The organism is Actinosynnema sp. CS-041913, from assembly GCF_050942485.1.
Lineage (GTDB): Bacteria > Actinomycetota > Actinomycetes > Mycobacteriales > Pseudonocardiaceae > Actinosynnema.
This window is the reverse complement of sequence record NZ_CP192037.1, coordinates 8,990,876-9,009,528: the sequence shown is the minus strand read 5'-3', so window position 1 is coordinate 9,009,528 and position 18,653 is coordinate 8,990,876. Positions and strand designations below refer to the sequence as shown.

Below are 18,653 nucleotides of genomic sequence, written 5' to 3'. Positions count from 1 at the left end.
AGGGGCAGCCGGTCCGATCCCCAAGCGCCGGTCGGCTGGTCACTCGGCGCGCGGGCCGTCACGGTGCGGCCGGCGGGTGTGTCGGTGAGGGGTCACAGGCGGCCCGCTTCGATGATCCTCCGGAGGAACTGCCTGGTCCGCTCGTGTTCCGGCGAGCCGAGGACCTGTTCCGGCGGGCCGGTCTCGATCAGCCGCCCGCCGTCCAGGAAGCAGACCCGATCGGCGACTTGGCGCGCGAAGCCCATCTCGTGGGTGGCCATCAGGATCGTCCGGCCGTGGCCGGCCAGTTCGCGCACCAGCGACAGCACCTCGCCGACCAGTTCCGGGTCCAGGGCGCTGGTCACCTCGTCCAGCAGCAGCAGCCTCGGCGAGTACGCCAGCGCTCGGGCGATGGCCACCCGCTGCTGCTGGCCGCCGGAGAGCCGGTCCGGGTAGCTGCCCGCCCGGTCGGCCAGGTCGACGCGGTCCAGCAGTTCCAGTGCCCGCCGCTCCGCCTCCTCGCGGGGTACGCCGTGCACCACGCGGGGGGCCAGGGTGATGTTGTCGAGCACGCTCATGTGCGGGAACAGGTTGAACGCCTGGAAGACGATGCCCATGCCGCGCCTCGCCACGTCGGCGTTCACCCGCGGGTCCGAGACGTCTTCGCCGTCCAGCAGGATCTGGCCGTCGTCCAGGTCCTCCAGCAGGTTCACGCAGCGCAGCAAGGTCGACTTGCCCGAGCCGGACGAGCCGATCAGGGCCACCACCTCGTGTTCCCGCACGTCCAGGTCGACGCCGGCCAGCACGGTGTTCGCGCCGTACCGCTTGACCAACCCCCGGACGCTCAGCACCGGTGACGTCATCGTCCCCCCTGACGGCGTTCCGCCCGTCGCGACACGGCGTCGGCGAACCGCGCCGAAGGCACCGCGAGCAGCACGAACAGCAACCCCGCCACGACGTACGGCGTGAAGTTGTAGGACCTCGCCTGCTCGATCTGCGCCGCCCGCACCGCGTCCACCGCACCCAGCACGGAGATCAGTCCGCAGTCCTTCTGCAACGCCACGAAATCGTTCAGCAGCGCCGGCAGCACCCGGCGCACCGCCTGCGGCAGCACGACCAGCCGCATCGTCTTGCGCGGATCCAGGCCCAGCGACCGCGCCGCCGCCACCTGGGAGGGGTGGACCGATTCAATCCCCGCCCGGAACACCTCCGCCACGTACGCCGTGTAGGCCATGACCAGCGCGGCGCCGCCCAGGACCACGTAGTCGTTGGGCACGCCGGCCAGCCTCAGCGCGGGCAGGCCGAAGCCCACCAGGTAGAGCAGGATGATCAACGGCAGGCCGCGGAACAGGTCCACGTACGCCGTGGCCAGCACGCGCAGCGGGAACCACACCGGGCCGCGCAGGGTGCGCACCGCCGCGATGCCCAGCGCCAGCACCAGGATCAGCACGCCGCACACCAGCAGCACCCGCAGGTTCAGCCACAGTCCTTCGAGCACCGCGGGCAGCGAGCGCCACGCGATCTCGACGTTGAAGAACGACTCCCGGACCCTCGGCCAGCCCGGCGCGCGGGTGACGGTGAAGTAGCCGACGACCGCGAACACCGCGGTCGACAGCAGCGCGACCAGGGTGGACCGCCGCGAGCGGGAACGCTTGTAGGCCAAGCGTTCCCGCTGGAGCTTGCTGACCGTCACTTCAGCTCGGGCGCGCTGTCCGCCGATCGCAGCCACTCCTGTTCGAGCTTCGCCAGCGTGCCCTTGGAGCGCAGCGCCTCGACGGCGTTGGACACGCACCCGGTCAGCGCGCTGCCCTTGTCCAGCACGATGCCGAACTGCTCGGGCCGGCCGTCGCCGCCGGGGATCTGGCCGATGATCTGGCCGTCCTCCAACTCGGCGGACGTGATGAAGAACGCGGTGGGCAGGTCCACCACCAGCGCGTCGATCTGCCCGGCCCGCAGGGCGGCCTTGGCGTCGTCGTTGGTGTTGTAGACGGCCACGTCCTGCTCGGTGGACAGGCGTTCGGCGGCCTCGAACGACGTGGTGCCGACCTGGGCGCCGATCTTGACCTGCTTGAGGTCGGCCAGGGACTTCGCGGACGCCGCCTTGGACGACTTGAGCGTGATCACGGTCTGCGCCACGTCGTAGTACGGCGCGGAGAAGTCGACGGCCTGCTTGCGGTCCTCGGTGATGGAGAACTCGTTGATGTCCGCGTCGTAGGTCTTCTTGCCGGGCTGGATGGCCGCGTTGAACGGCACCCGCGTCCACACCACCTCGGCCTTGGCGTAGCCGAGCTCCTCGGCGACCGCGTAGGCGACGGCGGACTCGAAGCCCTTGCCGTTGGTCGGGTCGTCGTCCACGAACCACGGCGAGTAGGCCGGCTGGTCGGTGCCGAAGGTGATCTTGCCCGGCGTCAGGGTCGCCAGCTTGTCCTTCGTGCAGGCGACGCCGTTGACCGCGGTCGGCGTGGTCGCGGTCTGGTCGGCCGGGGCGCAGGCGACCGCGACGAGGGCGGTCACGGTGAGTATCAGTGCGGGTGCGCGCATGGGTGGAATCTTGCCGCAGGTGGGAAGGGCCGCCCATGAGCTGGGACAAGTAGGCTTCGGGCCGTGCCCAAGCTCGCTGATTACCGGCAGGTCGCCGCAGGCAAGGTGCGCCACCTGTACGAGGTGGACGACAAGCTGCTGCTGCTCGTGGCGTCGGACCGGATCTCCGCGTTCGACCACGTGCTGTCCAGCGAGATCCCGGACAAGGGCCGCGTGCTCACCGCGATGAGCGTGTTCTGGTTCGAGAAGTTCGCCGACCTGGTGCCGAACCACCTCGTGGCGTGGGACGACGAGCGGATCCCGGACGAGGTGCGCGGTCGGGCGCTGCTCGTGCGCAAGCTGGACATGGTGCAGGTGGAGTGCGTCGCGCGCGGGTACCTGACCGGGTCGGGCATGGCCGAGTACCGGGAGTCGGGCGCGGTGTGCGGGGTGTCGCTGCCGGCCGGGCTGGTGGAGGCGTCGGAACTGGCCGAGCCGATCTTCACGCCCGCGACGAAGGCCGAGATCGGCGCGCACGACGAGAACGTCTCGTTCGACTACGTCGTGTCGGCGGTCGGGGCGCCGCTCGCCGAGCGGTTGCGGGACGCGACGCTGGAGGTCTACGGGGTAGCCCGCGAGTTCGCCCGGTCGCGTGGGGTGATCCTGGCGGACACGAAGTTCGAGTTCGGCGTGGACGACTCGGGCGCGGTGGTCCTGGGCGACGAGGTGTTGACGCCGGACTCGTCGCGCTACTGGCCCGCCGACGGGTACGAGGCAGGGCGCGTCCAACCATCTTTCGACAAACAGTTCGTCCGCGACTGGTTGACCTCCCCATCCTCTGGCTGGAACCGGTCTTCCGACACACCACCGCCGCCACTGCCGGACGACGTGGTGGCGGCGACCCGCGCGCGGTACATCGAGGCGTACGAGCGGATCACCGGCCTGTCCTTCGCCGACTGGATCGGCGGGCGGTAGCCGAACATCGGTAGGCCAAGCATTGGTGAGCCAATGATCTGTGGGCCGAAGGTTGGCGAGCTGAAGACTTCGAGTCTTCAGCGCGCAATAGTCTGCGTCGCAACAGTTCGCGCGATGGGTTTCGCCGCGTCACCTCGCCGTCAAGCGGGCGACACGCCGGTGCGGCGCACTGGACGACATGGTCGCCACACTGGTGGTTTCGCTGTCCGGCATCGGGCCGAGAACGCTCGCCCGGTGCGCCGACCTGACTCGCGAGCTGGACCGGCGGCAGGTGCCGTTGTCGCTGCTCCTCGCCCCGCGCAAGGCCGTGCCGGGCGAGGCGCTGGACTGGGTCCGCGACCGCGTGCGCGGCCGGGACGTGCTGGTCCTGCACGGTTTCGACCACAACGCCGACCCGTGCCACCGGGCGGTGCCGTTGCACAAGAACCCGACGTCGGTGCGCAGGAAGCCAGTGCTGTTGCGCGGGAAGTCGGTGCCGTTGCGCAAGAAGGCGGAGTTCTCGGCGCTGCCCGCGCACGAGGCGGGCCTGCGGCTGGTCGCGGCCCGTGCCGCGCTGCACCGGCTCGGGCTGGCCACCGACGTGTTCGCGCCGCCGAGTTGGCTCGCGTCGCCGGGCACGCTGGTCGCGTTGCGCCGGCACCGGTTCGCGGTGTGCGCGGACATGGCGGGCGTGCGCGACCTGCGCACCGGCGACGTGCGGGCCGGCCGGGTGCGGATGGCCGGCGAGCACTGGAGCTACCTGCACAGCGTGGGCCGCGCGGCCCGGCGCGGCGGGCTGGTGCGGATCGGCGTGGACGCCGCCGACCTGGACCGGGTCGGGGTGCGGGACATGGTGCTGGACTCCGTCGACCTGGCCCTGCACCACGGGGCCGCGCCCGCGACCTACAGCTCGGCGGACTCGCCGCGCGGCAGCACCCTCAGCTCGACGCCCTCCGGCGCGGTGCCCGCCAGGACGCGGTAGTACAGCTCGGTCCGGGCCAGGATCGCCTCGTGGATCGGCACGGCGACCCGGGGCCTGACGGCGGCCAGGAAGTCGGCGGCGTCGGCGAGCTTCATCCACGGCGCGGCGGTCGGCAGGGCCAGGATGTCCACCCGCTGGTCGGGCACGGTCAGTGAGTCGCCGGGGTGGTAGAACGCGCCGTGGTCGACCAGGTAGCCGACGTTGGCCGGGACCTCCACGGCCGGGTGGATCTGCTCGTGCGGCGCGTCGACCACGTGCACGGTCGCGCCGGCGATCTCCAGCACGTCGCCGGGCCGGGCAGGCGTCGCGCCGTCGAGTTCGTCTGCCGCGAAAAAGTCTGCCTGCGGATTGTCTGCCAGCAGATTAGGCAGCCGATCTGGGTCAAGATGATCTGGGTGTCGATGGGTGATGAACACCGCGTCGAGCCCCGTCACCTCCTCGAAGCCCGTCGACCAGGCGCCGGGATCGAACAGCAGCCGCGCCGTCCCGGTGTCCACGAGCACACACGAGTGTCCGAAGTGGATGATCCGCATCCCTGCTCCCCTTTGCGTGATTCGCGGCGTTCGGCGGCTGACACGATCGTGTGACGTCAGCCACTCTCACGTGGTGTGACCATCTCTGCTCACAACGTGAGGTGAAAACAGTGCGGAGCACCCTGCGCCTCCTCGCTGCCGCCCTGCTCGTTGTACCCGTCTTCACGGGAACCGCAAATGCGGCCGACCACGGGCAGTCCCCGATCCACTTCGAGCAAGCCCGGAAAGTAGGCGAGGACGAGGTCGTCCGGACCGTCCTCGGTGGCGAGATCGCGACGACCACCATCGACCGCCCTGGCTCCTGGTACGTGAAAACCCACTTCACCGGTCTGCGACTGGTCGCAGGCGACGTCCTCACCGTGTCCGACCCCGCAGGCACGGAGACCTACCGCTACACGTCCGACGTGCGCGCATCCGGCACGGCGGCGCTCGATGCCACCGGCTTCTGGGCGATGTCCATCACCGGCGACCGCGCGGTGGTGTCGTTGACCGGCGGTGACGGCGGCCGGGCGCACCCGGCGTCCCGCGTGGAACTCGACAAGATCACCCGCGGCTACACCGAGTCCGAACTGGCCGCGGCGGCGGAGATCGCGCCGAAGAGCATCTGTGGCTCGAACGACTACCGCGACACCCTCTGCTACCGGACCAGCAACCCCACGGAATTCGGCCGCACAAACGCGGTCGCCAGACTGTTGCGCAACGGCGGATCGCTGTGCACGGCGTGGCGCGTCGGGCCGAACAACAGGATGCTCACCAACAACCACTGCTTCACCAGCGGCACGGGCATCGAAGTGTGGTTCAACCACCAGTGCACGACGTGCGGCGGCACCACGTCCGCGACCGTCACGAAGGTGCTGGTGGCGTCGGTCCTCAAGACCAGCATCGCGTTGGACTACACGCTGTTCAGCGTCACCGACTTCCCGACCGTCAGCCAGTTCGGCCACCTGGAACTCGACCCGCGGGTGCCGGCCGTCGGCGAGGAGATGTACGTCATCGGCCACCCGGCCGGGAAGCTGAAGAAGCTGTCCCTGCGCGACGACCAGAACGCCGGCGGCTACTGCAAGGTGTCGGCCGTCCGGGTGCCGGGCGACTCGGCCCAGTCCGACATCGCCTACCGCTGCGACACCGAGGGCGGCTCGTCCGGCTCCCCGGTGCTGTCGCGGCAGACGCACAAGGTGATCGGCCTGCACCACTGGGGCGGGTGTCCCAACCAGGGCGTGCGGGTCGACCTGATCGCGGCGCAGATCAGCCCACTGCTGTGAGCAGCGCGTCCTCATCGTCTCGCGGCAGACCGGCGCGGCGCTGACGATCGGCCCCCAGACCGCGTTCGTACTCCAACGAGTCGAGCGCGGTCTCGGCCGTGGGCCTGACCCGCAGGCCGGCCGACAGCACCGGGCCGGCCTCCCGGAACATCAGGGCGCGGTGCGAGGCGGGCAGCCACAGCGGCAGCGACCTCGGCCCGGACCACGGCGCGATCTCGTGCCGGTGCAGGACGTCCTCCGGAATCCGGACGAGCTCGGTGCCGGGCGGCGCGACGGCCCCGGCGATCTCCCCGAGCACGAGGCTCAGCGGATTGGCCGGCCCGACGGCGTCGAACGTGCCGTTGGTGCGGTTCTCGGCGGAGTCCACGATCCACGCGGCCAGGTCCCGCACGTCGACGTGCTGGGTGGGCTGGTCCGGCACATCGGGAACGGCGACCCGGCCACCACGTGAAAGGCGGTTCGGCCAGTACCCGAACCGATCGCTCGTGTCGCCCGGCCCGGTGATCAACCCGGCGCGGACGATGAGCGCGTCATCGCCGCGGACGTCCCGAACCGCGTTCTCACTGGCCACCTTCACCGACCCGTACCGCTCGGGCGTCATCGGCGCGGCGGGGTCGTCCTCCAGCGGCGGGAGGGTGGCGGTGCTGCCGGGCGTGGTGTGGTCGGCGTAGACGGAACAGGTCGAGACGAACGTCCAGTGCGCGGCGCCCAGCCCGCGAACCGCCTCCCGAACCCACGTCACCGACCGGGCGACGTCGACCACGGCGTCGAACTCCGCGCCGCCCAACGCCCCCAGCCCGTGATTCCGGTCGACCGCGACGTGGACGGCCCCGTCAGCCACCGGCCCGGACTGCCCACGAGCCGCGCAGACCACCTCGTGCCCCCGCCGCACCGCCTCCGCGGCAACCGCCTTGCCCAGGAAGACCGTCCCACCCAGCACCAGCATCCGCATGATCCCCACCCTGGATCGCAACGGCCCCACCCGCCACCGCGTCCGCCCACGGCGAACATGCGCGCTCCGGCGACATCCGGAATCCACGGCCTACCTCACCACCGGCCGCGCAGGCCGCCTCGGGCCGCTGCCGCACCGTCTCGGCGGCAACGGTCTCGTGCAGAACGACCGTTCCCCCCGAACACACGTTCGGGCGGAGTCGTTCCAGTCGGTGTGGGCCGGTGCCGATGCGCAGTCGTGACAGTGCACGCATTCGTCGACGAATCCCGCCGCAACGACACGTACTACTTGGCGGCGGCCGTCGTCCAACCGAGGGACCTGAGCGCTCTGCGAGCGCAGTTGCGTGGTCTTCTCTTCCCCGGTCAGCGGGAACTGCACTTCTACAAGGAGAAACCCGCTCGACGTCGCTTGATCCTCGCGACGGTGTCGAAGCTGCCGTTCCGGGTCGACATCTACCGGGCCGGTTGTCGGAACAGCGAGGAGCACGCCCGACAGCAGTGCCTGGCGAGGCTGACCGACGACATGCTCGACATCGACGGCCGCCGCCTCGTCCTCGACAGCCGTCAGGAGCGGAACGCGCACGACGACCTCACCATCCGGCGGGCACTGGGCAAGCGGGCGCGGGACACGGGCGTCGTGTACGAGCACTTGGACAGCGCGGGTGAGCCGTTGTTGTGGTTGGCGGACATCGCGGTGTGGTGCCATGGCGCGGGTGGTGATTGGGCGCGCAGGGTTTCGCCGGTGATCGGCTCGGTGGTCCGGTTGGACTGAGCCCGGTCAGCGCGAAGCATTGAGCCCGGACAGCGCGAAGCGCGGTCGCCGACCGTCCGGAGGGGGACCGCGCTCACTTCCTCGGCTTACGGGCCGAAGCTGTGATCAGGTTAGCAGCCCCACCGGGCGCCAGACGTGTCCCGATCAGGTGAACATGTGCCGCCCGCCACCTGTGAAGTTGATGAACACCCAGGTCAGGTAGGCTCTGACAGTACCGCCAGTTCTCCTACCAGGGAGCAGCCTGTCGTGGCCCGAGTCGTCGTCGACGTCATGCCGAAGCCCGAAATCCTCGACCCGCAAGGACAGGCGGTGGCCAACGCGCTGCCCCGCCTTGGTTTCGACGGAGTCACCAGTGTCCGCCAGGGCAAGCACTTCGAGTTGGAGGTCGCCGACGACGTCGACGACGCCGCTCTCGCCAAGATCGCCGAGACCTTCCTCGCCAACCCCGTGATCGAGGACTGGGTCGTCACCCGGATCGACGCATGAGGGTCGGGGTCATCACGTTCCCCGGCACGCTGGACGACGTCGACGCCGCCCGTGCCGTCGAGTACGCCGACGGCGAGGCCGTCGCCCTCTGGCACGCCGACCACGACCTCAAGGGCGTCGACGCCGTGATCGTGCCCGGCGGCTTCTCCTACGGGGACTACCTGCGCGCCGGGGCCATCGCCCGCTTCGCCCCGGTGATGCAGGAAGTGGTCGACGCGGCCAGGAAAGGGATGCCCGTCCTCGGCATCTGCAACGGGTTCCAGGTCCTCTGCGAGGCCCACCTGCTGCCCGGCGCCCTCACCCGCAACGACAAGCTGCACTTCGTGTGCCGCGACCAGTGGCTGAAGGTCGAGAACAACGAGACCGCCTGGACGTCCCGGTACGACCGGGGCGCCGAGATCCTCGTCCCGCTCAAGTCCGGCGAGGGCGGCTACCAGGCCGACGAGAAGACCCTCCGCGAACTGGAGGGCGAGGGCCGTGTCGTGTTCCGCTACGCCGGCGGCAACCCGAACGGCTCGCGCAACGACATCGCGGGCATCACCAGCGCCAACGGCCGGGTCGTCGGGCTGATGCCGCACCCGGAGCACGCCATCGACGCCCTCACCGGCCCGACCGACGACGGCCTGGGTGTCTTCCTGTCCCTGCTCGACGCGGTGGTAAGCGCATGACCCTGGACACCGTCAAGAACGCCGAGACCACGCCCGACCAGGAGCAGCCCTACAAGGAGCTGGGCCTGAAGGACGACGAGTACGCCCGCATCCGGGAGATCCTCGGCCGCCGGCCCACGGACGCCGAGCTGGCCATGTACTCGGTGATGTGGAGCGAGCACTGCTCCTACAAGTCGTCCAAGGTGCACCTGAAGTACTTCAGCGACACCACCACGGACGAGATGCGCGCCAAGATGCTCGCGGGCATCGGGGAGAACGCCGGTGTCGTCGACATCGGCGACGGCTGGGCGATCACGTTCAAGGCCGAGAGCCACAACCACCCCTCGTACGTCGAGCCGTACCAGGGCGCGGCGACGGGGGTCGGCGGCATCGTGCGCGACATCCTCGCGATGGGCGCCCGGCCGCTGGCCGTGATGGACCCGCTGCGGTTCGGGCCGGCCGACGCGCCGGACACCCGTCGGGTGCTGCCCGGCATCGTCGCCGGCGTCGGCGGCTACGGCAACTGCCTGGGGCTGCCGAACATCGGCGGCGAGGTCGTGTTCGACCCGACCTATGCGGGCAACCCGCTGGTCAACGCCCTGTGCGTGGGTGCGATGCGGGTCGAGGACCTGCACCTCGCGCACGCCAGCGGCGCCGGCAACAAGATCATCCTGTACGGGGCGCGCACCGGGCTCGACGGCATCGGCGGCGTCAGCGTGCTGGCGAGCGAGACGTTCGACGACACCGCGGGCAAGCGCAAGAAGCTGCCCAGCGTCCAGGTCGGCGACCCGTTCACCGAGAAGGTGCTGATCGAGTGCTCGCTGGAGCTGTTCCGCGAGAAGCTCGTGGTCGGCATCCAGGACCTCGGCGGCGCGGGCCTGTCCTGCGCCACCAGCGAGCTGGCCAGCGCGGGCGACGGTGGTATGCGCGTGCACCTGGACCGCGTTCCCCTGCGCGCCACCGGGATGACGCCGGCCGAGGTGCTGTCCAGCGAGTCGCAGGAGCGCATGTGCGCGGTCGTGCGGCCGGAGGACGTGGACGCGTTCCTGGCGGTCTGCGCGAAGTGGGACGTCATCGCGACCGAGATCGGCGAGGTCACCGAAGGCGACCGGCTGGTGATCACCTGGCACGACGAGGTCGTGGTGGACGTCCCGCCGCGCACCGTCGCGCACGAGGGCCCGGTCTACCGCCGGCCGATCGAGCGGCCGGCGGACCAGGACGACCTCCAGGCGGACACGCCGGACGCCCTGCCCAAGCCCGCCGAGGAAGACCTGCTCGAACTGGTCAAGACCATGGCCGCGGCGCCGAACCTGGCGTCCAAGCGGTGGGTCACCCAGCAGTACGACCGGTACGTGCGCGGCGGCACGGTGCTCGCGCAGCCCGCCGACTCGGGCATGATCCGGATCGACGAGTCGACCAACCGGGGCGTCGCGCTGTCCACGGACTGCAACGGCCGCTACACCAAGCTCGACCCGTACGCGGGCGCGCAGCTCGCGCTGGCCGAGGCGTACCGGAACGTCGCGACGAGCGGCGCGACCCCGGTGGCCGTGACGAACTGCCTGAACTTCGGCTCGCCCGAGGACCCCGGCGTGATGTGGCAGTTCGAGCAGGCCGTGAAGGGCCTCGCGGACGGCTGCGTCGCGCTCGGCATCCCGGTGACCGGCGGCAACGTCAGCTTCTACAACCAGACCGGCGCGACGGCGATCCTGCCGACGCCCGTGGTGGGCGTGCTGGGCGTGATCGACGACGTCCGTCGCCGCATCCCGACCGGGATCGGGGCGGAGGCGGGCGAGACGCTCGTGCTGCTCGGCGAGACCCGGCCCGAGTTCGGCGGCTCGGAGTGGGCGCACGTGGTGCACGGCCACCTGGGCGGCCTGCCGCCGAAGGTGGACCTGACCCGCGAGAAGCTGCTCGGCGAGGTCCTGGTGGCCGGGTCGCGGGACGGGATGCTGTCCGCCGCGCACGACCTGGCCGAGGGCGGCCTGGCGCAGGCGCTGGTGGAGACCTGCCTGATCGGCGAGACCGGTGCGCGGGTGTTCCTGGAGGGCGACCTGTTCACCGAGCTGTTCAGCGAGTCCGCCGGCCGCGTGCTGGTGGCCGTGCCGCGCACGGAGGAGCTGCGGTTCACCGACATGTGCACGGCGCGCGGCCTGCCGTGGCGCAAGGTCGGCGTGGTGGACCCGGAGTCCGACTCGCTGGAGATCCAAGAGCTGGGGCAGTTGCCCTTGGCCGAGCTGCGCGCCGCCTGGGAAGGCACCCTCCCCGCCCTGTTTGATTGAGTTTGGATTGCCGCTGCTCCGCCGTCCGCGGAGCAGCGGCCATTAAATTCCAGCAAGCGCCTGAAGTCGGTCGTAGGCGCCGTTGAACAAATTCTGGTCGCCGGGGAACAGGCCCGCCGCCTGCCACTGCCAGATGGTCTGGTAGGTCCAGCCGTTCGGCAGCGGCCCCAGCACTTCGGCGTAGTGCGCCACCCACAACGGGCTCGTGGAGCCGAACGTCGCCGTCGTGCCGACGCACCGGTTCCACCAACTCGTTGACGTGTAGATCATCGGGTAGCGGCCGGTTCGCTGGAACAGCCGGTCGCCGAACGCCTTCACCCAGCCGCCCATCGCTTCCTGGCTCAACCCGTAACACGTGTCGCCGTAGGGGTTGTACTCCATGTCCAGCGCGCCGGGCAGGGTCTTCCCGTCGGGCGACCAGCCGCCGCCGTTGGCCGCGAAGAAGTCGGCCTGCGCCGCGCCGTCCGACCGGTCGGGCAGGGCGAAGTGGTACGCCCCGCGGATCATGCCGATGTGGTAGGAGCCGTTGTACTGCTGGGTGAAGTTCGGGTTGAGGTACCCCGTCCCCTCGGTGGCCTTCACGTAGGCGAAGCGCGCGCCGTCGGCCCAGGACTTCGCCCAGTCCACGTCACCCTGGTGGCTGCTGACGTCCATGCCCGGCACGGTGCCGGCCGAGTTTGGCCGGGGCACGCCGGAACGTCCCCGGCCCTCGTGCTTGGCGATCTGCGAGCCGGCGAAGTGGTCGGCGGATCCCGCGGGCAGCGCGCGGGCGGGGGCCGGCACGACCGCGAGCATGATCAACGCCGCGCTCAGCCACGCGGTCCAGGTGTGGAGACTGTTCGTCATCGACTCCCCCGACGAGCCTAGGCCGATAATGCTTTCGGCCTAGATCGTCGGCCCTCACACCGGTTTCCGCATCCGGGACGTCACCCGTCCAGACGCTTCAGCTCCTCGTCGGACAGCTCCAGGTGCACCGCGGCGGCCGAGTCCCGAATGCTCTCCGGCCGCGACGAGCCGGGGATCGGGATCACCGTCGGCGACTTGGCCAGCATCCACGCCAGGCACACCTGTTGCGGGCTCACGCCCCGGTCCCGCGCCACCTCGCCGAACGACCCGAACCGGTCGCCGAGCTCGCCGGCCGCGCCGAAGCCGCCGAGCGGGCTCCACGGCAGGAACGCGATGCCGAGTTCCGCGCACAGCGCCAACTCCGGCTCGCTGGACCGGAAGGCGGGCGAGAACTGGTTCTGCACCGCCGCGAGCCGCCCGCCGAGCACCCCGTCCGCCTCCCGGATCTGCGCGGGGTCGAAGTTCGACACGCCCGCGAGCCGGATCTTGCCCTCGTCCAGCAGTTCGGCGAGCGCGCCGACGGACTCGGCGGTCGGCACGTCCGGGTCCGGCCGGTGGAACTGGTACAGGTCGATCGCGTCGACGCCCAGCCTGCGCAGGGACGCCTCGCACGCGGCCTTCAGGTACTCGGGCCGACCGTTCAGGCCCCACCCGCCGCCGGGCGTGCGGGTGTGCCCGCCCTTGGTGGCGACGAGGACGCCGTCCACGCCCTTCAAGGCCTCCGCGATCAGCTTCTCGTTGTGGCCGAAGTCGGTGTCGTCGGCGGAGTACGCGTCCGCCGTGTCGATCAGCGTGACACCCGCTTCGACGGCCGCGCGGATGGTGGCGATGGACCGTTCGCGCGGCGGGCGGCCATCCGTCGACATCGGCAACGCGCCGAGTCCGATGGCGCTGACCTCGACATCCGCGATCCGCCGCTGCTGCATCTCGTCGTCCTCCGCTCGTGGTTCCGGCTGGGCACCCACAGCCTGCGCCTGTCGGTTCGCGCTGTCCAAACGGCCGGCGGCCGGCCGGATCAGTCCTTTGTGGACTCGGGCGGGTCGGTCGCCGTCGCCACCGAGGGAACCGCCTGCTCGGCCCGGTGCTCGTAGACCGCGTGCTCGCCGCCGGCCAGGGTCCACCCGGTCGGGTCCTCCTTCACCCGCGTCGCCTTCGCCACCTTCAGCGTCCCGACCTGCTCGGGAGGGGTCGGCGGCAGGTGCAGGAACAGGTCCACCTCCGCGTCGCGGAAGTCGACCTCCTTCAGGAACGTCGTGGCCTGCAAGGACATCCCGCCCAGGAGCCGCCCGCCGCGCAGGTCCAGCCGGCCCCAGAAGCGCGCGCCGGAGAACAGCGCCGGCTTCGCGCACTGGAGGTCGTGGAACGCCGTGATCCCGTAGAACTGGGTCCGCCGGGCGACCAGGCGGCCGATCCGGCGGCCCTCCAGCCGCAGGTACTCGACGTGCGCGCCGGTCAGGTCCAGGTGGTAGAGCGTCGGATCGGGGTCTTGGCCCCACGGCAGGAGATCGGTGATCAGCCGCTGCGCGGTGAGCCGGACCGTCCGCTCCCGGTCCTGTTCCGCCGGGACCTTCACCGCCTCGTTGTGGTACGCCTGTTCCGGGTCGTCGGACCGCTCGGTGTAGGCGTCGTGCGTGAACGGCCGCCGCAGGTACGCGCACAGCACGTCGAGCACGGTCTGCTTGTACCGGGAGGGCGTGGTCCGCGCCAGCCCGGCCAGCGCGTGCAACGCGCCCACCCGCACCTGGTCGGCCTCGCTGCCCAGCAGCTCCACGGCCCGCGCGAACCGCTCGTCGGCGACCCGGTCGCTCTCCAGCTCGTGCCGCGCCTCCTCGGTGCGCCGCCGCCGGTCGTTGAGCCACAGCGCGTAGAGCGCCACGACCGCGCCGCCCGCGAGGCCGCCGGTCTTGATCGCCTCCGACTTGGACAGCTTCGGCTCCGACCACAGCAGCACGGCGGTCGTCGCCACCGCCACCAGGACCGCGGTCACCACGCTCGCCGTGAGCAGCACCCGCCCGCCCCGCACGTCAGCTCCTCACCAGGCCGGTCAGGTCGTCCCGCCGGTCGACCACCCAGCCCTCGGGCAGGTGGTTCTCGTGCTCCAGCGACACCTTCATCGCGTGCACGCGCGCCACGGCCGGTCGCGCGAGCCGCAGGTCGACGCCGCCCCGGAACTCCGCGCCGGTGAAGTCGATCGGCTCGGCGAACTCGGCGCCCTGGAACGTCACCCGCCCGGTGAACAGCACGCCGGCCAGCTTGTTCGGCCCGAGGAACCGGGTGCGGGCGAAGTCGGCCGTGTCGTGGCACCGGAACCGGCTGAACCAGCCCTTGCCGCGGAACACCACGTCGTGCAGGTAGAGCCGCCCGAAGCTCTCCGCGTCGGTGAACCACGCGCCGCCGTGCACGACGGTGTGGTGGAACGAGTTCGACCGGTGCAGCTTGGCCGCCCGGATCATCAGCTCGCCGACCTGGCGGTGCGAGATGTCGAAGTACTCCAGGTACGCCCTGGTCAGGTTCAGGTCGTAGTGCTCGGCGTCGGCCTCGTCGTCGTGCGGCAGGAGGTCGCCGATCAGGCGTTGCGCGGTCAGCCGGACCTCCAGCTCCCGTTCGCTCTCCTGCGTCAGCGCGGGCGAGGCCGTCTCGGTCTCCGGCGCGAACGGCCGCCGCAGGTACGCGCACAGCACGTCCAGCACGGTCTGCGTGTACTCGGCGCGGGACCGCGCGAGGCCGGCCAGCGCGTGCATCGCGCCCACCCGGACCTGTTCGGCGTCGTGCCCGAGCAATTCCACCGAACGGGCGAACCGCTCGTCGGCGACCCGCGACCGGTCGTGTTCGGCGCGCGCGTCCTCCAACTCCTGCCGCTTCGCCTCGATGAGCTGCCGCTCCTCGTCGGTGCGCCGCCGGCGGTCGTTGAGCCACAGCGCGTACAACGCGACCAGCGCGCCACCCGCGAGGCCGCCGGTTTTGATCGCCTCGTTCTTCGGCGCATTCGGGTCGATGACCAGCAGTCCACCGCCGACCAGCAGGAACGCCCCGAGTGAGCCCACCAGGGTGGGCAGCAGCAGGCTCTTCCCCGCACGTTGCCGAATCACGAACAACACCCCGGCGACGGCAACACCTACCGCGCCCCCGATCCACAGGTAGTTCACAAGGCGGGCATTCTTCCCGGTGACCGCCGAAACGGTGGTCGAATCAGCACGGTAGGCAATCCGACGGTGTGCCAACTCACCGGATTGGCCCATGATGTGTGGGGTCACCGCGACGGTGAGGAACCGAAGGAGAACCCGTGGACAGCGTGGAGCGGCCGAACTGGGCGCCGGGCGACATCGACTTGGCGCGCCCGAGCATCGCGCGGGTCTACGACTACTGGCTGGGCGGCGCGCACAACTTCGCCGTCGACCGGGTGGTGGCCGACAAGGTGCTGGCGGACGTGCCGGTGCTCCGGAGCGTGATCCTCAACCACCGGGCGTTCCTGCGGCGCGCGGTGCGCTACCTGCTGTCGCAGGGCATCCGGCAGTTCCTCGACCTGGGCTCGGGCATCCCCACGGTGGGCAACGTGCACGAGATCGCCCAGGCGGTGGACCCGACCTCGAAGATCGTCTACGTCGACATCGACCCGGTGGCGGTCGCGCACAGCCGGGCCATCCTGACCGGGAACACGCTGGTCAACGTGCTCCAGGCGGACGTGCGGGACGCGCGGGGCGTGCTCAAGGCGCCCGAGGTGCAGAACCTGCTCGACTTCGACCGGCCGATCGCCGTGCTGATGATCGCCCTGCTGCACTTCGTGTCGGACGAGGAGGACCCGCACGGCATCGTCGGCGCCTACCGGGACGCCCTCCCACCAGGCAGCCACCTGGCGCTGTCGCACGCCGGGTACGAGGAGGGCGACTGGGATCCGGCGTGGGACGAGGCCAAGGGCGTCTACAACCGGGGAGTCAGCGAGATGACGTACCGGCGGAAGCAGGACGTGGAGGCCCTGTTCGAGGGCTTCCGGCTGGTCGAGCCGGGGGTGGCGCGGCTGCCGCTGTGGCGCCCCGAGTCGCCGGACGACCTCGACGAGAACTCCTCCCGGTTCCTCGGCTTCGGCGCGATGGGGCGGAAGGTGTGATGGTGTCGTGCGAAATGGTCTGTACCTTGGCTGTCGACCTCGTGCGGCAACCGGCCGTATCCTCTGCGTTGTGGCGGTAGGCCGACGGACATGACGGAACAGGTTGACCATCGGGTGGCGGCACCAGGCCGATCGAACCTCGACCCCGCCGTACTGGCCGGGGCGGAGTCGTTCGCGCGGACCTGGGCCACCGCGGTGATCGGCAGCAGCTACGTCCCGATGACCCGGGCCGAGGTCGCCGAGCACCTCCAGGCGCTGACCGAGATCCTGGTCCAGGCGCTGCACGCCAGCCCGTTCCGCACCGCGCCGGGCTACGAGATCGGCGCGCGCCTGGTGGACGCGCACTTCACCGGAACCGACACGCTCGGGCGGACCATCCAGCTCCTCGGCGACGACCTGCTCAGCGAGCTGGGCATCGCCCCGGACGAGCTGATGCGGTCCCGGCTCGCCGCGTTGCAGGGCGCGCTGTCCGCCGGCTACGCGCGGGCGCTGCGGGAACGGACGCTGGCCGAGCAGGAGGCGATCCGCGCGGCCGTGCTGGACGCCCGTGACCAGGCCGAAGCGGCGCTGCGGGCGTCCGAGGCGCGGTTCCGCGCGATGTTCACCGAGGCCGCGATCGGCATCGGCATCGCCGACATCGAGGGCCGCATCCTGGACGTCAACCAGGCGTTGCAGGACATGCTCGGGTTCAGCGTCGAGGAGATGCGGCAGTACAACATCCGCGACCTGATGCACCCGGAGGACGGCTCCAGCGTCTGGCGGCTCTACGACCAGCTCACCGCCGGCGAGTGCGACCACTACCGGGCGGAGAAGCGGTTCCGGCGGGCCGACGGCGAGCAGGTGTGGACGCACCTGACGCTGTCCCTGGTCCGCGACGACCACGGCGAGCCGCAGTACCAGGTGGCGATGATCGAGGACGTCACCGACCGGCACCTGCTCCAGAACCGGCTGCGCTACCAGGCGCTGCACGACCCGCTGACCGGCCTGCCGAACCGGGCGCTGTTCCTGGAACGCCTCGGCCGCGTGTTCAACAACCGGGCCCGCCGCCGCGCCGGCCTGTGCTACCTGGACCTGGACGGGTTCAAGGTGATCAACGACAGCCTCGGCCACGACATCGGCGACCAGTTGCTGGTCGAGGTCGGGCGTCGGCTGGACCACTCGGTGTCCGGCGACGGCAAGCTGGTCGCGCGGATGGGCGGCGACGAGTTCGTGATCCTGGTGGAGGGCTCGCGGGACACCCAGGACATCGTGAACGTCGCCGACCGGGTGTTACGAGAACTGGAGTCCCCGATCCGGATCGGCGGGCACGAGCTGACCGTCTCGGCGTCCATCGGCATCGTGGAGCGGGCGCTGTCCGGCACCACGGCGGCCGACCTGATGCGGGACGCGGACATCACGCTGTACTGGGCGAAGGCCGACGGCAAGTCGCGCTGGGCGCTGTACGACCCGGAGCGCAACGCCAAGGAGGTCGCCCGGTTCACCCTGTCCGCGACCATGCCGGCGGCGCTGGAGCGGGACGAGTTCTACGTCGACTACCAGCCGCTGGTGCGGCTGGAGGACAGCACCGTGGTGGGCGTCGAGGCGCTGGTGCGCTGGCAGCACCCGGAGTTCGGGCGGCTCGCGCCGGACCGGTTCATCGAGCTGGCCGAGGAGACTGGCCTGATCGTCCCGCTGGGCCGCTGGGTGCTGCGCCGTGCCTGCGAGCAGGCCCGGCGGTGGCTGGAGGAGTTCGACGACGCCGCGCCGTTCGTCTCGGTGAACCTCGCGGTGCGGCAGTCGCGCGACCCGGAGCTGGTGCGGGACGTGAAGCGGATTCTGGACGAGTGCGCGCTGCCGCCGCACCACCTCCAGCTTGAGCTGACCGAGAGCGCCATCATGGGCACCGCCGACGAGCCGCTGGAGGCGCTGCGGGCGTTGTCGGAGATGGGCGTGCGGATCGCGATCGACGACTTCGGCACCGGTTACTCGAACCTGGCGTACCTGAAGCACCTGCCGGTGCACGAGCTGAAGATCGCCGGCTCGTTCATGGAGGGCCTGCGGGCGGCCGACGAGGAGGACGCGGTCGACGCGCAGATCGTGTCGACCCTCGTGCAGCTCGCGCACGCGTTGCAGCTCGGCGTGACGGCGGAGGGCGTGGAGACGCCCGCGCAGGCCAAGCGCCTGCACCGGATCGGCTGCGACACCGGCCAGGGCTGGTTCTTCGCCAAGCCCATGAGGCCGGACGAGATCGACGAACTCCTCCGCCGCTGACCTGGTCTTTTCCTCGGCCCGGCTCGGCCCGCCGGACGTGCTCGACCTGCCGGACGTGCTCGACCTGCCGGACGTGCTCGACCCGCC

18 protein-coding genes are annotated in these 18,653 nt (G+C 70.8%); 9 read left to right on the top strand and 9 right to left on the bottom strand.

Annotation, left to right across the window (positions count from 1 at the left end):
* Positions 1 to 92: 92 nt before the first annotated feature.
* The 3 genes from ACQPZF_RS40810 to ACQPZF_RS40800 are packed head-to-tail and all read right to left on the bottom strand — an operon-like array spanning position 93 to position 2,520.
* The gene (locus ACQPZF_RS40810; RefSeq protein WP_433266423.1) at positions 93 to 842 is read right to left on the bottom strand and encodes an amino acid ABC transporter ATP-binding protein; all 750 of its coding nucleotides are present in this window, start codon (positions 840 to 842) and stop codon (positions 93 to 95) included.
* A complete protein-coding gene (locus tag ACQPZF_RS40805; RefSeq protein WP_433266421.1) occupies positions 839 to 1,672 on the bottom strand; it encodes an amino acid ABC transporter permease in 834 nt (277 codons plus the stop codon). The genes ACQPZF_RS40810 and ACQPZF_RS40805 overlap by 4 nt, the downstream gene beginning before the upstream one ends.
* The gene (locus ACQPZF_RS40800; protein ID WP_433266419.1) at positions 1,669 to 2,520 is read right to left on the bottom strand and encodes an ABC transporter substrate-binding protein; all 852 of its coding nucleotides are present in this window, start codon (positions 2,518 to 2,520) and stop codon (positions 1,669 to 1,671) included. Before ACQPZF_RS40800 ends, ACQPZF_RS40805 begins: the two co-directional genes overlap by 4 nt.
* A gap of 63 nt (positions 2,521 to 2,583) precedes the next feature.
* On the opposite strand from ACQPZF_RS40800, the gene ACQPZF_RS40795 reads away from it, so the two are divergent.
* Together ACQPZF_RS40795 and ACQPZF_RS40790 are read left to right on the top strand one after the other, a co-directional pair.
* Positions 2,584 to 3,474 carry a phosphoribosylaminoimidazolesuccinocarboxamide synthase gene (locus ACQPZF_RS40795; protein WP_433266417.1) on the top strand — a complete coding sequence of 297 codons (891 nt, stop codon included), beginning with the start codon at positions 2,584 to 2,586 and terminating at the stop codon, positions 3,472 to 3,474.
* Between the two features lie 178 nt (positions 3,475 to 3,652).
* On the top strand, positions 3,653 to 4,435 hold the full coding sequence (locus tag ACQPZF_RS40790) for a DUF2334 domain-containing protein (protein ID WP_433266415.1): 783 nt from the start codon (positions 3,653 to 3,655) through the stop codon (positions 4,433 to 4,435).
* Here the strand turns inward: ACQPZF_RS40790 and ACQPZF_RS40785 are convergent.
* Complete coding sequence (locus ACQPZF_RS40785) at positions 4,357 to 4,968, bottom strand: MBL fold metallo-hydrolase (RefSeq protein ID WP_433266413.1); 612 nt, start codon at positions 4,966 to 4,968, stop codon at positions 4,357 to 4,359. The two genes, ACQPZF_RS40790 and ACQPZF_RS40785, sit on opposite strands and share 79 nt — an antisense overlap.
* Before the next feature lie 110 nt (positions 4,969 to 5,078).
* Between ACQPZF_RS40785 and ACQPZF_RS40780 the strand changes: the two genes are divergently transcribed.
* Positions 5,079 to 6,230 (top strand): trypsin-like serine peptidase, encoded by a 1,152-nt coding sequence (locus ACQPZF_RS40780; protein ID WP_433266411.1) that lies wholly within the window; start codon positions 5,079 to 5,081, stop codon positions 6,228 to 6,230.
* Here ACQPZF_RS40780 and ACQPZF_RS40775 read toward each other — a convergent pair.
* Positions 6,214 to 7,182, bottom strand: a complete 969-nt coding sequence (locus tag ACQPZF_RS40775) for an NAD-dependent epimerase/dehydratase family protein (protein WP_433266408.1) — start codon at positions 7,180 to 7,182, stop codon at positions 6,214 to 6,216. The two genes, ACQPZF_RS40780 and ACQPZF_RS40775, sit on opposite strands and share 17 nt — an antisense overlap.
* A 237-nt stretch (positions 7,183 to 7,419) precedes the next feature.
* On the opposite strand from ACQPZF_RS40775, the gene ACQPZF_RS40770 reads away from it, so the two are divergent.
* The 4 genes from ACQPZF_RS40770 (at position 7,420) to purL (ending at position 11,365) form a co-directional block, all read left to right on the top strand.
* Complete coding sequence (locus ACQPZF_RS40770) at positions 7,420 to 7,953, top strand: DUF3800 domain-containing protein (RefSeq protein ID WP_433266406.1); 534 nt, start codon at positions 7,420 to 7,422, stop codon at positions 7,951 to 7,953.
* Positions 7,954 to 8,199: 246 nt separating this feature from the next.
* Positions 8,200 to 8,439, top strand: coding sequence for a phosphoribosylformylglycinamidine synthase subunit PurS (gene purS, locus ACQPZF_RS40765; protein ID WP_433266404.1), 240 nt, complete (start codon positions 8,200 to 8,202; stop codon positions 8,437 to 8,439).
* Positions 8,436 to 9,107: a phosphoribosylformylglycinamidine synthase subunit PurQ gene (gene purQ / locus ACQPZF_RS40760; protein ID WP_433266403.1), complete on the top strand. Its 672-nt coding sequence runs from the start codon at positions 8,436 to 8,438 to the stop codon at positions 9,105 to 9,107. The genes purS and purQ overlap by 4 nt, the downstream gene beginning before the upstream one ends.
* Positions 9,104 to 11,365, top strand: a complete 2,262-nt coding sequence (gene purL, locus ACQPZF_RS40755) for a phosphoribosylformylglycinamidine synthase subunit PurL (RefSeq protein WP_433266401.1) — start codon at positions 9,104 to 9,106, stop codon at positions 11,363 to 11,365. The genes purQ and purL overlap by 4 nt, the downstream gene beginning before the upstream one ends.
* Positions 11,366 to 11,407: 42 nt before the next feature.
* Here the strand turns inward: purL and ACQPZF_RS40750 are convergent, their stop codons facing one another.
* The 4 genes from ACQPZF_RS40750 to ACQPZF_RS40735 form a co-directional block, all read right to left on the bottom strand.
* On the bottom strand, positions 11,408 to 12,211 hold the full coding sequence (locus tag ACQPZF_RS40750) for a lysozyme (protein ID WP_433266399.1): 804 nt from the start codon (positions 12,209 to 12,211) through the stop codon (positions 11,408 to 11,410).
* Positions 12,212 to 12,291: 80 nt separating this feature from the next.
* Complete coding sequence (locus ACQPZF_RS40745; RefSeq protein WP_433266397.1) at positions 12,292 to 13,137, bottom strand: aldo/keto reductase; 846 nt, start codon at positions 13,135 to 13,137, stop codon at positions 12,292 to 12,294.
* Between the two features lie 89 nt (positions 13,138 to 13,226).
* On the bottom strand, positions 13,227 to 14,234 hold the full coding sequence (locus ACQPZF_RS40740; protein ID WP_433266395.1) for a pentapeptide repeat-containing protein: 1,008 nt from the start codon (positions 14,232 to 14,234) through the stop codon (positions 13,227 to 13,229).
* Between the two features lies 1 nt (position 14,235).
* Positions 14,236 to 15,300, bottom strand: coding sequence for a pentapeptide repeat-containing protein (locus ACQPZF_RS40735; protein WP_433266393.1), 1,065 nt, complete (start codon positions 15,298 to 15,300; stop codon positions 14,236 to 14,238).
* A 194-nt stretch (positions 15,301 to 15,494) separates the two neighbouring features.
* On the opposite strand from ACQPZF_RS40735, the gene ACQPZF_RS40730 reads away from it, so the two are divergent.
* Complete coding sequence (locus tag ACQPZF_RS40730; RefSeq protein ID WP_433266391.1) at positions 15,495 to 16,316, top strand: SAM-dependent methyltransferase; 822 nt, start codon at positions 15,495 to 15,497, stop codon at positions 16,314 to 16,316.
* 90 nt (positions 16,317 to 16,406) lie between these two features.
* Positions 16,407 to 18,566, top strand: coding sequence for a putative bifunctional diguanylate cyclase/phosphodiesterase (locus ACQPZF_RS40725; protein WP_433266389.1), 2,160 nt, complete (start codon positions 16,407 to 16,409; stop codon positions 18,564 to 18,566).
* Positions 18,567 to 18,653: the final 87 nt, after the last annotated feature.